We start from the raw sequence: 15,058 nt of genomic DNA on the forward strand, positions 1-15,058 counted from the left end.
GCCCACGGTGTCTACAAACACCTTAGACATTTCCAACTATGGCGGCGATGGCGATTCCATCGCGATCATGCCTAATGGAGATACGGCGGTGGTGTCGGGCGACTCCAGTTCGCAGTTGCTGGTGGTATCCGGCATCGTTTCAGGCAACCCTACTACTGCCGGAACCATAGCCATACCCGACAATCGGGATGGGGTGGTCATCTCCAACGACGGCAAGGTGTTGCTGGCACGAGGGAATAGCGGCCTGACGGTGTTCTCCATTGCGCCGGCGAGTGGAGGGGGCTATACCTTTACCCAAACCGCCAATTTAGCGCCACAGGGCGCCTCCAACATGGAGGATGGACGCGACGGCATGGCGATTAGCCCGGTGGACTCGAGCCGAGCGGTCGTTATTGGAGATGCCAACGGCGATATGGTCGCAAGCCTTATTGTCGGTTTGCCCGGCAATCCCTCCGTGCGTTCAGTGCATCTTAGAACTCCGGCTTCGATGTCGCTTATAAGTCGTCAAGTCGTTCGGCCTGAAAGGCACGGCTCTCGATTGGCGTTAAGTGGTGTATCGGTGCTTCATGCGGTAGCCGTATCACCGGATGGTAAGCTTGCCGTTGTGGGTACCGATGCGGGGTTGATTCTGCTTTCCGGCGTGGATACCGGCAATTTGGCGCAGGTGGGCAATATCTACAGCCCCAGCTTCACGGTTGGAAACCAATCGTACCAGCTTGGACTGGTAACCACGCTGGGCTTTACGCTGGATGGAAAGTATGTCGTTGTGGGAGCGCAACAACCATCCGCTGTTAACGGGACGGTGTTGTTGATTCCGGTTTCCGCAAGTGGGTTTGGAGCACCGTTTGCCCAAGCCACCGGCATATCCATCCCGGCTAACGATCAGATTCTAATCCATTAGCGTTTCATGCAGTAAGGACATGCGCTGTAGTTGCCCAAGGAGAGTCTCTCTCCTTGGGCTTTTTTCGTTCTGAGCGCAAGAAGCAGAAGGCTATTCGATAATGCTTTCTGTTACTCCATTCATCCAGGTAAGTTCGGCATGGAGCAGAGTGCCTTCTAGAAGGAAGTTGAAAGCATGAAGGCCGGTGAGTGGATAAGGGGAACCGTCGGCACGCAGTCCGAGACCGACCCAAAGTCCATCAAATGTATTTGGAAAAGGGGCGGTAACCTGAATGCGCCTCGTTTCGACGAGAATCTCTATGGTGCCGGGGAGAAGCCCAATGGTTTGCGTATTTTTTCCACCGCTGATGCTGGGCACATAGTAAGAGAGCGCCGTATGGATGGTTCCTTCGGAGTTGGCGTCGGGGCCTTGAATGAGAATGGACATGCTTTCGACATCGGCTTGTGCTATCTCACGCCCATTCACGAAGAGATAGAAAGAAAGCGGGTCTTTTTTGGTGACGACGAGGAGGGTAAGCCCACCGCCTTGAATGCGCGCGAGGTCGGAGAGACTAGGTTGTGGCACACTGTCGTTATGGCCGGATGCATGGCTCATAGACTTGTTCCTTTAGCCTTTTGGGGTCGAAGCGGCCGTGTAGAAGGAGCTACGGCCGGCTCGATGTAGTGTTAGTTTACCTGCATTTACCAAACGGCGAAGGAGGCGGGAGGCCTGATCTTCATTTAGCTTGCAGAGGCTCATCACATCGTGACGCGAGATGCGCTGATGGGTCTGCACATACTGGAGTATCAGGGCCTCTTGTTGCAGCGGCTCGAACCCGCGTTGGCGCACATAGCCGATCGCCTGCCCGAACCGCCGGTAGATTTCGGCAGAGAGCGATGAAACACGCGCGCGTGTTTTAAACGCGCGATCGAGCGTTTATTTCGGGCGTAGGCGGCGATCCTTTAGAGCACCTCGATGATCTCGGCGTTAGCGCGAGGGACGGTGACGAGACGACCATCGGCGAGTTTCGCACGCAAAACGCGCACCACAGCCCCCGATTCAACCTGTTCGGGAGCAATGGGCAACTCGGCAACCTCGCCGATCGCGCCAAAGTAGGGCGAGCGTATCAGGCGAATAGGGGTGCCAACGCCAAGCTCTTGGGCGGGCTGGATATCGCCATCCCGATAGGACTGTTCCATCGGGTCTAGCGGCACGATCACTTCGGGGCGAAGGACGCCAGCCCTTATTTGGGTGGCCCCGTTGATGGAGGCCTGTTTACCCTCTAAATGGCAGAACAGGCGGAAGGTACGCTCGGCCATGGGGATGGGGCCGAAACCCTCCGTGAGTATGAGTGTAAAAGGGATTGGCTCTTGACCGGTGATGGCGACCCCAATGTCGTAGTTGGGGTCGTTAAGCATGTCGGCCAGGAAGGCAATGAGATCGGTATCCACAACGCCCCCACAGACCACACCGGCAACGCCCAGTGTTGCGGCTTTGCGCAAGGCCTCCGGTGTGATGAGGCTGCCGCCTACCACAACTCCGCCCTGATGCTTTTCGTGGATGTGCTGATCGGTGAGAGGGCTATCGGGGCCGCCGGTTACCACATGAACGGTGCCCAAGCGTTCGCCCCCAACTCCAAAGATACCTTGCACGAGCGCGCCGACACAGCGGATCACCACGCCTTCTTGGGGGAGCACACGCAGGACATGCCCACGTACATAGGCGCGCTGTTCTACCGGCAGAGGAGGGGGGCGAATGCCGATATTGCCGGTTGTAGGGGAGACAAGCTCTACGGTGCCGCTGAGAGGAGCGTAGAACCGGCTACGGAAAAACCGCCCAAAAAGCCCCGGCGTTTCGGCCAGAAGGTCTCCTTTTTGCACTCTGTCGCCCTGTTTTATTTTGAGCACCTTTGGCAAAGCTGAGGCCTCTATGCCGAGTTGGGCGGCGAGGCGAAAGGTTTGCATAGGGCTTGGCAGCTCGGCACGTGCGACTACCGTATCCGGCGAAACCTCATCGCCTTCCTGCACAAGCACCTCCCCTTTCACCGGCAGACGTCGTTCTTTTTCGATAGAGGTGTAGGACGAGACTTTAAGGCCGGGGGTATAGGCGGTACTCATAGGGTGCGGTTCCTCCGCTATTGTGGGCGCATATCGCGTCGGGTAACGACATCAATGCGTCCGCTGAGATAGAGGATAACGGTTTTGGCGTTCTCCGGATCGCCGGTATTATGGGGAAACGAGAGCGCCTTATAAAGAATGGCCTGGTCGTTGACGTTGTTGATAGGCGGAATGCTGACGGTGGCGTTGGGAGGGGCATTGGGCTTTTCGATGAGCAGCACGGTTCTATCGGGGTCTATGGAAGACTGCGTGTCCGTATCGGATTTCTGGGTAAAGGAGCCGCTCGGCTCAAAATTGTATTCCGAGGCGTAGGTGTTGAAGGCATAGCCAACCTCGCCGTTGTCGGCCGGCCCGTGCAAGAAGGCTTCGCGCCCACCGGGTCGGCTGCTCGAAGCGGAAAGATAGCCGAGAATAGCATCCGTCCAGTGGTCTGCCTTTGGCAATCTGCCATCAAAGTCTTTGCTGTATAAGAGCATGGCGCTATAGAGGGTATGTAGGTTCTCTTGGGCGATCACAATGTCGCGCTGGGCTTTAAAGCTCATAAAGCCCCGATAGCCGCCCCACAGCACCCCGGCGATAACGATGAGGGCTACAAAGAGCGTGATATAGTTTAACTCTCTTTGCCCCAAACGGAGGGTGGCTTTGCGTTCGGGGCGGGAAGGTGTTGGTGTCATATTCATGATCTGGCCTCTACCACAGTTTGACTTTGTTGCGGCAAGGGGATATTCAGGGTGCGATACCATTCCTGCAGGCAATAGAGACGTGCACTGGGGTCGGTTGGAAGCTGCAATGGCCGCCCGCGCGCATCTACGATCAGGCCTACCACCCCACCTTTAACCACACGTCGTACGGCGCGCCCACGCCCGGCGCCCAAATCGAAGGCACGTGAGGGAGTAACCGTTATCTCCTGCTCCTCCGGCTCGCCGGCAGAGTTCAGCCCTAAAGGATAGACTCGAAGCGCTCCAAACGGCACAATATCTTTCCAATCTTCCCATTCAACGGTAATGCAAGGCTCTCCCTCTCTGCTTACGCCGATCGGCGCGATGCATGTTCCCAGGTAGATGAGGCAGTCGCGTTGGAAAACGTGGGTTGCGGCTTCTGGATGGAGGGTAGAGAGCACGCCGAGTTGAGGCATCATAAAGATAGAGTCGACGGTGAGCAGGGTAAAGCCTTCGGGCTGGAAAGCATCGAGCATCATAAGGGCGGCCTGAGCGCGGAGGGGCGCATGGGAGAGCACGCCGCCCGAACCCACGATAACATCCAAATCGAGCATATTAATAAGGCTTTTAGAGGTCTTTTGCTCAAAGATTTGGCCGACATTTTTGGCCTGAGCCACCCCAAACAGGTCTCTGGCGAGCGATTTGTGATGTTCAAAAGCGAGGGCGAGCGCTTCGCGACAGACGGCCTGTTCCAGCAAAAGATCGGTGAGGAGTTGGGGGATAGTGGTGGGACGAATCATCTTGTTGCGCAGTTGGTTACGAACCTCGGAGGCCTCGACGGGAAAGGGGAGCCAGCGACAGATGCGATCGATTTTCGCCTCCGCGAGGACGTTACAAATGGAGTACGACATGCCCAAGTTGGCCGAGACGGTGCGGGTAAAATGCCCATCAAAAACGGAGAAGACATCGGTGGTGGCGCCTCCGATGTCCACTCCGAGCAGGTTGATGCCCTGCTGTTCGGCGATGGTCTGCATGATTTTGCCGACGGCGTTAGGAGTAGACATAATGTCGGCGCTGGTCCAGTTCAGCAGTTTGCTATAGCCAGGGGCTTGTTGCATGACATGTTGCAGAAAGACCTCATGAATGGCCTCTCGTGCCGGCCCGAGGTTTTCGCGTTCCAGGGTGGGGCGTAGGTTGGGAACTTGACGAAGGTCGAAGTGCCCTTTGAGAATCTCCGCCACCTGAGGATAGGCATCGGGGTTACCGGCGTAGATGACGGGCAGTTTGGTGTTGTGGCCGAGGCGAGGGCGTGGGTCGGCAGCGAGCAGCATCTCGGCCATTTCAACGAGGTGGATAACGGTGCCCCCATCGGTGCCCCCGGCCATGAGGAGGATGTCGGGTCGGAGCTGGCGTAGGCGCTCCACGCGCTCAAAGTCTTTGCGCCCGTCGTCGGTAGCCAGCACATCAATGACGATGGCGCCGGCGCCAAGGGCAGCGCGTTGGGCGCTTTCCGCGCTCATTCGCTTCACCACGCCGATCACGGTCATCTGCAGCCCCCCACCGGCGCTGGATGTCGAGAGGTAGAGGTCTACTCCTGAGCCATCCTCTTGTTGTGGCGTCAGCGGTTTTCCGCTATCGTCGAGGAGGCGGCGCCCACGCAACTCTTCTACCTCGCGAATGGCGTTGGTAACTCCGATGGTAACGTCATCGAACGGCGCCTCAACGGTGGTGGGGGCCTCACCGCGGCAGACGAGACGGTAGGTGCCATCCGGCTGTTTCTCAATGAGAATGGCTTTGGTGGTGGTGCTGCCACAATCGGTGGCGAGGATAGAACGAACCTGATTTGGGTCTATGGGCATTTTGGCGGTGGACATAGGCAATTTTAGCACACAATAGGCTCTATTTGGTGTTCTTTAGGGCCGGCAGCTTTGGGAAGAGTCCGGCAAGGATTTGTGGTAGGCGCTCTTGAAGGGCCGAGTTGGCCACGAGCTTGTCGCAGCCGGCAATCTGCGCTTTTGGGCGAACTTCTGCGAGGCGGGTATGGGAGATAAAGCCGAGCACCTTGACCTGGGGGTGTAGGCTTTTGGCCCGTTCGGTGATGACCAAGGGCTGCAGGCCCTCAATGTTGAAGTTGATGACAACCAACAGGGGAGCGATGTGGCGCAAACGCGCTAAGGCCTCGTCTTGGGTTCGGGCGGTGACGACCGCCCAACCCAAGCTTTTCAGGGCCGATTCAATTCGAGACGAAGAGAGCAGATCGGGATTGACGATCAGCACCGTAGGCGTATTCGATGAGTTCATGGTTTTTCCCTTTCTGATCTATTCCTCTTTATACATCTATTTCCCTTCTTTTGTATTCCTGTCCACGTTGTTTTTTGGTTCTAAGGTATACAGATCAAGCTTGGTTTTAGACCACAAGCCCGGCGCCTTTGCGGATGGCCCTTCCTCCTCCACCAGAAGCGCCCCACGCTAAGATGGAAAGGACGAGATAGGGCGGCTCCACGAATGAACTCTAGAACCGCCGGCCCAACAGCCTCTCTATTCGAGAGAGGGAAAATCGGCGGCAGGGAAGAACGAAGCCGATGTCAAAAAGAATAGAGGTCAAATGAAAGGCTCACGGAGCATAAGAATGTACACGAAAACGATGTTTCTATGTATGGCTTTGTTCGGCACCACGGTGCTTTCTGCCGATGCGCAACCTGCCCCACAACAGCGCATCGCGGTGCTGGGAGGAATGCCACCGTTGGTGGCTGAAAGTCTCTCCACAAAGCTCCTGGCAACGCTTCAAAAGGCCCATCTTGCTGCAACGATTCTGCCCCCACAGCAACTTGCCGATCCAGCACACTTCAATGCCGAAAAGTTCGATCTGTTGATTTTGCCCAATGCCGCCTATCTCCCCGGTGACGCGCAGGTGAACCTACTGCACTTCCTCCAACAACACGGTCGTCTGCTTTGCATTGGAGGCCCTGCCTTTACCCATAGTGTCTTCCTACAAAACGGCCGTTGGTGTCTTCGCCACCAGCTACTTCAGGAAGCCAAAGGGCATCCCGTGTTCGACTTTCAAAACGCCGATCCAGCCTCCTGGAACCAAGCCGCCGATTCGCCCAATACACGGATCACCGTCACAAAAGAGCCTTCACCGCACGGCACGGCGCTCTATTTCCGTTTTGAAAACTACCATAATTGGGTTAACCTCACAGCGCCCGCATTTCCCGCCTCGCCGTTCGGCCCCCAAGAGAATCTCACCCTTTTCTGGGCAAAAGGAGCGCCCGATACCAATGCCCTCGTCATGGAGTGGGTAGAACGCGATGGCTCACGATGGATTACGGCAGTTCCTCTCACCACACACTGGCAACGCTACGTCCTGCTTCCATCTGCCTTTCGATTTTGGGAAGGAGGTCAGGGGCGAGGAGGGCATGGCGACGTGTTCCACCCACAGAACGCGATGCTCTGGCGCATCGGGCTAGCCAACTCGCACGCGCTTATGCAGGAAGGCGATCACCAATTTTGGCTTGCCGATCTGGAAGTCGGAGCCTCTCCGTACGCCATCGAAACCGCACCCCCCGATCTCCCTGCGCTTAGCCCCGACTATCGGGGCTATGTGACCTCGGAAGGGGAATGGCGCCCTGTCATTCGCGAGCGCGGCCTTGGGTTAGCCGATCAAGGGCGTCCGGGGCGCCTGGTTCTACCGGCAGAGATCACGAATCCAAACGACGGGAAGGGGGACGACCTTGAGGAGTTAGATAACAGCCACTGGCTCTACGTCCCATTGCAGGGTTCCTACCTTGGCACCTGCTGGGGCGGGATCGCCCTTCCTGCTCATCAAAGCCTGCCTTCGGAAGAGACACTGCGCGATATGGTGCTTCGGCTCCGCCAACCGGCCTATATCGCCTATGGCGGGGTAGATAAGGCCTCCTATCCCTTCCAAACACCTGTGGTCATTGGGGCAAAGCTGATCAGCAACTCCGCTCAACCCCAAACACTTCGCTTAAAGTGGCATGTCGAGAGCCTGCCTAACTCCATATCTCCATCTTTCGAGCGAGATTTTGCAACAACGGTCTCTTTGGAACCCTATCAGCAAACCTTGTCGCCAACCTACACGCTAACCGATCTCCCCGCGGGTGAATATAGGGTAACCATCACGCTGCAAACCGACCAACCGGCCTCAGCGATCCTCGATCGCCTACAGGAGCCGTTTCGCGTGCTACCCATGAAAACCCGCACCGCCTCTCTTGCCCATTTCGTTCGCGTGGAGGGCGGCGAGTTCGTTTTAGATGGACAGCCGTGGCGCCCGGTAGGCGTAAACTTTTGGCCGGGCTGGATCGCAGGGCAGCGTGTTGACCGCTATCAGCACGGCTGGCTCTCCCCAGATGAGTACGACCCCGTCCTCATCCAACGCGACCTCGATATCTGCCACCGCCTTGGGTTTAACGTCGTCAGTGTGCAATATACCCGCCCCGATGAAGCCCCCGCCCTCAACGATTTCCTCATAAGATGCCGAAACCTAGGCATCAAAGCCAACGTATTTCTCGCGTATGCCCATCCACTTTATTTCGACCCGGAAGCGCTTACGAAACTACTGAATGCGGCCAACATTCGTGGCAATGACACCATCTTTGCCTTCGATATCGCGTGGGAGCCCCATATGGGGCCCTACGACCAACGCAAAGCGTGGGATCCGCAGTGGCGGCAATGGATTAAGGAGCAGTATGGCAGTATCGAGCATGCAGAAGAGATGTGGGGAATGAAAGCGCCACGCGACGCGGAGGGCCTGGTCACCGGCCCCTCTGACCAACAGCTCAGCCAAGACGGCCCGTGGCGCCTCTTCGTTGCCGCCTACCGCCGATTTTTGGACGATCTCATCAGCCGCGGGTATGCGAAGGTGGTGCAACTGTTGAGGCCTTATGGCCCCCTTATCGGTGCCCGCAGCGGCTACGGAGGGAATGGCAGCCTCTATGTGGCTGGGGTCGCCCCGTTTGACCTCGTCTCTGGAGCGGCGCACCTCGACTTCATTTCGCCCGAGGGCTATGCCCTTGATGGCGACTGGCCTACCTTCCGCGGAGGGGGCTTTACCGCCGCCTACGCGCGTTGGGCAGGCAATGGGAAACCGGTGTTCTGGGCGGAATTCGGCCGCTCCGTCCTTCCCGCCAACCCCCAACGACTGGAACAACAAGGAGCCTACTACGACAAGATGTGCCGTCTCGTCCTTGATACCGGCTCCAACGGAACCGCAGCCTGGTGGTTCCCCGGTGGACTGCGCATTGACGAAAATAGCGACTTCGGCATCATCTCGCCCGACGGAACTCCACGCCCCGCCGCCCTAAGGCTCTCAAAACTCGCCAAAGAGGAACTCCCAAAAGCCGTGGTAGACCCCAAACCCACAACCTGGCTGGAAATAGACCGCGATAAGGATGCTCGTGGGTACGCGGGGCTTTACGCCCATTTTCTCCCCATCTATGCCCAACTGCGTGAGGAGGGGAAAATGCCTGGAGTGCGAACCCGCGGCACCGGCACCACCACGGCAACCGTGCCGCTAACCGCCGTCGGCGATCTGCCTCTAAAAGGGTTAGAGCCACTGCAGTTTGTCAACGGGGAGATATTGCCTATCGGCACCGACCCCGATGGATTCCCGCAGCAACTCCTTCTCACCAACACCGGCGAAGCGGAATGGTTGGCCGGCGGAGCCGGGCGGGTTGGGCTTATGATCTCGAGTCAAGATCGCCTACTTGGCATCCTCCCTCTCACCAAAGATGTGCCTCGTTACGGCCGGTTGCTCATAGATGCCGCGCAGATACGACGGCTCCTTCCTCCCAATCCACCGGCATCTATTACCCTTCGACTGGTGTTACAAGACCGTCCCGATGCGCCGAACCGCATTCCCTTCGGCCAGACCGTCACCATCGCTATCGGTAACTCACAATAAACTTGGAAAGCCCATGAAAAAATTCGCTATCGGTTGCTCGTTCTTGCTGCTGTGTGCCCTGGTGATGGGGATATGGATATCCCATATCCTGGCCAAACCCGCTCAAAAATCGGATGAAACCGAAAAGGTCACGCGCGGCGACGTGGTTGTCAAGGTGGTAGAAGATGGCACCATCGAGCCGCTTAGCAAAGTGGACGTGAAGTCGAAAGTGGCCGGTCGAATTCTTAGGCTCTACGTTCATGAAGGGCAGACCGTGCGCCAAGGCCAGATACTTGCAACCATAGACCCCATAGACGTGATCAACCAGGTGAAAGCGCTTGAAGCGCAACTGGATGCGGCAGAGGCTCGTCTCGCGTCGGCACGGAAAGCTGCCCTGCTTCAAGACCAACAGACGAGCGCCACCATTGCGCAGTATCAACAGAACCTCGCCCAAGCCAAAGCGCGCCTCGACGAGGCCGAACTGCAGGCCACAGCGCAACCCCAGCTCAACACGCAGGCCATTCAAAATGCGAAGGCCGGCTTGGAAGCGGCAAAGGCCAATCTGAAGGCGCAGGAGCAGGCCCTTGAGCTAATGGTCAAAACAACTCACCCCAATGCGGTTGCCTCCGCTCGCTCTGCCTATCAGCAGGCGCTCGCCCAAGAGCAGAATGCGGCCTTGAACCTACAACGGCAAAAACAGCTGCTGCAAAAAGGCTTTGTGTCACAGTCCGCCGTAGATGCAGCCGAAGAGACCTACCTCGTCGCCAAAGCGCAAGAGCAGGAAGCGAAGGAGAAACTCGACCGCATTGAGGAGGCCAACGCCATCGAGGAGCAAAACGCCCGAAGCCAAGTGGCCGCCGCCCAAGCCCAGGTCGCCCAAGCAGAAGCCGCTTTGCGTCAGGCTCAACTCAACCCGCAGCCCATCGCCTCGCAGGACGAGTTGGCCAGCGCTACGGCCGCCTACCGACAAGCGCTTGCGCAACTGGCACAAGCCCGCAGCAACCTCATCCAAAATAAAATGCGCCGTGACGATGTGCTCGCCGCTGCCGCCGACGCCCAACAGATTCGCAACCAACTCAACGCAGCTCTTGTGCAGCTCCACGATACCACCATCTATTCACCTATGACGGGCGTTATCACGAAACGCTATGTGGAACCCGGCGACCTCATCACCTCAGCCATTAGCTCCTTCACCTCCGGCTCGCCGATCTACCAGGTGGCCGACCTCGGCACCATGCTGGTGAAGATCGAGGTGAATGAGGTAGACATCAACAAGATTCGGGTGGGCATGCCAACCGAAGTCACCACAAGCGCCTCACCTGGAGTGGTTTTTTGGGGGCGCGTGAGCAAGGTGGCTCCCGCCGCCTCCTCCTATACCGCGGCGGCCGCTTCCAACGGAGCCGCAACCTCTCAAAACACCGTCATCCGGTTTCCCGTAGAGATACGTATCGATCACGCCGACCCGCGCCTTCGCCCCGGCATGAGCGCCCACTGTACCATCATTGTGGCAGCACGGCATAACGTGTTGAGGGTACCGGTAGACTGTCTCTACGGCAGCGGCTCACACCCTCAGGTGAAAGTGATAGTTGCACCGGCCTCGGCCGACCGGTCGAAACCGATAACGCAAATGCGCACGATTCAGATCGGCATTCAAGACGATAACTACGCCGAGGTGCTTTCCGGCCTAAAGGAGGGCGAGGTGCTTATGCCCGCCCCCTATACCGGCCCACCGCGGCAGAAATTCGACATCCATGAAGAGTAAACGCCTGTGAAGAGTTCATCGCGCCTATGACCTTTTGGCACTGCCTTATCACCGCCCTCAACAACCTGCGCATGAATAAGTTGCGCTCGGGGCTTACTATGCTCGGCATCATCATCGGGGTGAGCGCCGTGATCATGATGGTGGCCATTCTCCAGGGCATGTCGCGCCGCGTCGCCGCCGAGTTCGAGAAGATGGGCTCCAATCTGATTATGGTTATCTACGAGCCCGACAACAAAACGCACGACCGAGCCGTTCGCCATATTGACGGCTTCAAAATGCGCGATGTAGAGGATATTCTTCAACGCTGTAATCTCATTACACGGGTATCACCCCAGTTGCCCTTGCCCAACAGCACGGCCGTGCACAACGGCAAACATCTCGACGTGCAAATCTATGGGGTTATGCCAGACTATGCCGCCCTTCTCGACGTTCCCTTGGCCTCCGGCCGCTTCATCACCGAGCTTGATCTGCAACAGTGGGCAAAAGTCTGCGTCATCGGCTCGAAGGTAGCCACCGAGCTTTTCGGCAAACAAAACCCTATCGGCTCCGAAATAGACCTCAACAACATCCCCTTTACCGTGGTCGGGGTTGCCAAGCCAAAGGGACGCTCCTTTATGGGCGATCAAGACACTCTTGTCTACGCGCCGCTCTCTACCGTGCAGCAGCGGATGGTGGGCACCGATTTGGTGGGGATCATCTATGCGCAGCCGGTGAGCCTTCAAAAAATGGAACAGGCGAAAGACCAGATATGGCGTTGCCTTATGCGCCGCTATGCCGACGTGCCTGGCATCAAAGTGGATAGCTTAGACACGGTTCTGCAAAGCATTACCACCGTCTTCGCCGCTTTTACCCTGGTACTCGGCTCCATCGCGGCACTCGCGCTCTTAGTAGGTGGCATAGGCATTATGAACATTATGCTGGTTTCCGTTACCGAACGCACACGTGAGATCGGCCTCCGTAAGGCCGTTGGGGCAAAGCAAAAGGATATCCTCATTCAATTTCTCATCGAATCGGCCACGCTATCGGGCATCGGAGGCCTCACCGGGGTTGGCATCGGCTCCGCGCTCTCCTACACCATCGGATACATCTCCACCTTTATCAAGGCCCTAAACAACAACGGCCACAAGGGCTTGGCCATCTACGTGCCGCTTTGGGCCGTTGTGGGCGCCTTCGTCTTTTCTGCCGGCGTTGGGGTGTTTTTCGGTCTCTATCCCGCAATACGCGCCTCCAAGCTCGACCCCATCCAAGCCCTCCGTTATGAGTAAGCCCTCGGTAGCGCGCATAAAAGTCCGTAGGGGCAGGCCTTGTGCCTGCCCAATAAAACACGGAAATCCCATGGGGTAACCTCAAGGCCGATACAGGGGTCCCCAGAAAATCTTTCGATTTTCTGGGGTAGGGCGCCCTTTCCCGCAGGGCTAGTGGAATTGAAAGTCAAGATTTCTCGCCTTCGGCTCGAAATGACAGTTGTGGTATCGGCTCGAAATGACAGTTGTTTATCTCGTCTTCAGCTCGGAATGACAGTCGTATCGCCAGCTCTTCAAGCCCCCACCCCCCCGCCCCTCAAGGCCGACGCTGGGGTAGGGTGCCCTTCCCCTCCCCCCATTGGGGAGAGGGGAGATTAGCAAAAGGGGCACGGTCACCGTGCCCCTACAGGCGGTTTCCTTATAGTTAGCTTCCTTTTGGAAACCAACCATAACCGCCCCCTTTCCCTATTCAAAATAAACTCGACACCTCAGCGGCCTGAATTACTTCCTTTATCGCCTATTTCTCTGGCCGCTGCGTTGCCGTCCGCAAGGACGGAAAGGACGGGATAGGGGGCGAGCAAAATAGGCTTGCTCTATAAACTATCTCTAGAACTGTGAGATTGGCAGTCTCCGCAGCCCTACCCCACCCCTCAGAACCGGTGGGAATGGAAACTCAAGATTTCTCGCCTTCGGCTCGAAATGACAGTTGTGGTATCGGCTCGGAATGGCAGTTGTTCATCTCGTCTTCGGCTCGAAAGGACAAGCGTATTGCCAGCTCTTCAAGCCCCCACCCCCCGCCCCTCCCCCTATCAGGGAGAGGGGAGATTAGCAAAAGGGGCACGGTCACCGTGCCCCTACAGGCGGTTTCCTTTGATAACCTTTCCTTTGGAAACTCAACACAACCGCTCCCTTTCTTCAATAAGTAAGACACAATAAACGCCTCAGCGGCCTGTGTCGTTTCCTTCAAAGCCCATCTCTCAGGCCGCTGCTGTGCCGTCTGCTAAGACCGCTGCGTTGCTGTCTGCAAGACGAAAGGAGGGGATAGGGGGCGAGCAAAGTCGGCTTACTCTATGACTTAGCTCTAGAACCGCGAGGTTGGTAGTCTCACTTCGCATATGCGCTGAATTCGCAAATTTTGCTTCTATTCCCATCGCAAGCAACCAAGGCCACTTTTCGGGTAGTATTAAAAGAGGTACCGCGTGCACCGTGGGAATTTTGAAAACGATTTTTTAGGAGGATACCATCATGCCCGTACGTGTAGGCATCAACGGGTTCGGACGCATCGGTCGCATCACCCTTCGCACCATCCTTGAGCGTCATCCCGACACCATCGAGGTCGTCGCCGTGAACGACCTCACCGACACCGCAACAAACGCGCATCTGTTTAAGTACGACACCAACTATGGGGTTTTTAAAGGTCATGTGGAGGCCAAAGAGGACTCCTTCATCGTCAACGGAAAAAAAATCCGCGTGTTCGCCGAGCGCAACCCTGCCGATATTCGTTGGGACGAGGTCGGTGCCGAGATCGTCATCGAATCCACCGGCCTATTTACCGACGCCACCAAAGCTGTTGCCCATCGTGAACACGGCGTAAAAAAGGTGGTGATCTCGGCCCCTGCTAAAAATGAAGACCTAACGATTGTCTTAGGCGTCAATGAAACGATGTACGACCCGGCCAGGCATCACGTCATCTCCAACGCCTCCTGTACCACCAACGGCTTGGCTCCCGTCGCGAAGTTCCTCTTCGACCGCTTTGGCATTGAGAAAGGCATTCTCACGACCGTCCACTCCTACACCAACTCGCAACGCCTGCAAGATACCGCTGCCAAAGACCTGCGGGATGCGCGTGCTGCTGCAGAAAACATTGTTCCCTCCGAAACCGGCGCGGCGCGCGCCGTGGGCCTCGTTATTCCGGAGCTGAAAGGCCGCTTCCACGGTATCTCCTTTCGCGTGCCCACGGCAACCGTCTCTATCGTGGACTTCACCGCCCTCCTCGGTCGCGATGTGACCAAAGAAGAGGTCAATGCCGTGGCCAAAGAGTATGCCGAAGGCCCGATGAAAGGCATTCTCCAGTACACCGAAGAGCCGCTTGTCTCCTCAGACCTTAAAGGCAATCCGCACTCCTCTATCTACTCCGCCATAGATACCGTCGTGGTAGGCGGCAATATGGTGAAGGTGCTCGCCTGGTACGATAACGAGTGGGGATACTCCTGTCGAGTCGGCGACCTTGTTCACTATCTGGCACAGCGGGGGCTTTAAAATACGCGATGAACAAGAAGACCGTTCGTGATGTAGAGGTGCGTGGCAAACGGGTTCTCACGCGGGTGGACTTCAACGTCCCCCAGGATGAGAGCGGGGCGATCACAGACGATACGCGCATTGTGGCGGCGCTTCCCACCATCCGCTATCTCAAAGATGCCGGAGCGAAGGTTATTCTCGTTTCCCACCTAGGCAGACCCAAGGGCGTCACCCCCAAATACACCCTCGCTCCGGT

The 15,058-nt window shown here is 57.0% G+C and carries 12 protein-coding genes; 6 read left to right on the plus strand and 6 right to left on the minus strand.

Features of this window, described 5'->3' with window-relative positions:
• Window positions 1-901: hypothetical protein (locus VKV18_RS10450; protein WP_324204150.1), on the plus strand; the 901-nt coding region annotated here is incomplete at its 5' end.
• 90 nt (window positions 902-991) lie between these two features.
• Here VKV18_RS10450 and VKV18_RS10455 read toward each other — a convergent pair.
• The 6 genes from VKV18_RS10455 to VKV18_RS10480 all read right to left on the minus strand — a co-directional run bounded on the left by VKV18_RS10455 (window position 992) and on the right by VKV18_RS10480 (window position 5,957).
• On the minus strand, window positions 992-1,495 hold the full coding sequence (locus VKV18_RS10455; protein WP_324204151.1) for a hypothetical protein: 504 nt from the start codon (window positions 1,493-1,495) through the stop codon (window positions 992-994).
• 12 nt (window positions 1,496-1,507) lie between these two features.
• Entirely contained in the window at window positions 1,508-1,729 is a 222-nt protein-coding gene (locus tag VKV18_RS10460) for a hypothetical protein (RefSeq protein ID WP_324204152.1), read from the minus strand.
• A 113-nt stretch (window positions 1,730-1,842) separates the two neighbouring features.
• Window positions 1,843-2,997: a hypothetical protein gene (locus VKV18_RS10465; protein ID WP_324204153.1), complete on the minus strand. Its 1,155-nt coding sequence runs from the start codon at window positions 2,995-2,997 to the stop codon at window positions 1,843-1,845.
• A 17-nt stretch (window positions 2,998-3,014) separates the two neighbouring features.
• The gene (locus VKV18_RS10470) at window positions 3,015-3,677 is read right to left on the minus strand and encodes a hypothetical protein (protein WP_324204154.1); all 663 of its coding nucleotides are present in this window, start codon (window positions 3,675-3,677) and stop codon (window positions 3,015-3,017) included.
• Window positions 3,674-5,530: a glutamate mutase L gene (locus tag VKV18_RS10475; protein WP_414647194.1), complete on the minus strand. Its 1,857-nt coding sequence runs from the start codon at window positions 5,528-5,530 to the stop codon at window positions 3,674-3,676. The genes VKV18_RS10470 and VKV18_RS10475 overlap by 4 nt, the downstream gene beginning before the upstream one ends.
• A 25-nt stretch (window positions 5,531-5,555) precedes the next feature.
• Window positions 5,556-5,957, minus strand: a complete 402-nt coding sequence (locus VKV18_RS10480; RefSeq protein ID WP_324204156.1) for a response regulator — start codon at window positions 5,955-5,957, stop codon at window positions 5,556-5,558.
• A gap of 328 nt (window positions 5,958-6,285) precedes the next feature.
• Between VKV18_RS10480 and VKV18_RS10485 the strand changes: the two genes are divergently transcribed.
• The 5 genes from VKV18_RS10485 to pgk all read left to right on the plus strand — a co-directional run.
• A complete protein-coding gene (locus tag VKV18_RS10485; RefSeq protein ID WP_324204157.1) occupies window positions 6,286-9,579 on the plus strand; it encodes a hypothetical protein in 3,294 nt (1,097 codons plus the stop codon).
• 13 nt (window positions 9,580-9,592) lie between these two features.
• Window positions 9,593-11,320: an efflux RND transporter periplasmic adaptor subunit gene (locus VKV18_RS10490; RefSeq protein ID WP_324204158.1), complete on the plus strand. Its 1,728-nt coding sequence runs from the start codon at window positions 9,593-9,595 to the stop codon at window positions 11,318-11,320.
• A gap of 26 nt (window positions 11,321-11,346) precedes the next feature.
• A complete protein-coding gene (locus VKV18_RS10495) occupies window positions 11,347-12,585 on the plus strand; it encodes an ABC transporter permease (protein ID WP_324204159.1) in 1,239 nt (412 codons plus the stop codon).
• A 1,224-nt stretch (window positions 12,586-13,809) separates the two neighbouring features.
• Window positions 13,810-14,823, plus strand: a complete 1,014-nt coding sequence (gap, locus tag VKV18_RS10500; RefSeq protein WP_324204160.1) for a type I glyceraldehyde-3-phosphate dehydrogenase — start codon at window positions 13,810-13,812, stop codon at window positions 14,821-14,823.
• 8 nt (window positions 14,824-14,831) lie between these two features.
• On the plus strand, window positions 14,832-15,058 hold a 227-nt coding region (pgk, locus tag VKV18_RS10505), incomplete at its 3' end, for a phosphoglycerate kinase (protein ID WP_324204161.1).

Origin of the sequence: Chthonomonas sp., from assembly GCF_035294505.1 — a bacterium.
GTDB lineage: Bacteria > Armatimonadota > Chthonomonadetes > Chthonomonadales > Chthonomonadaceae > Chthonomonas.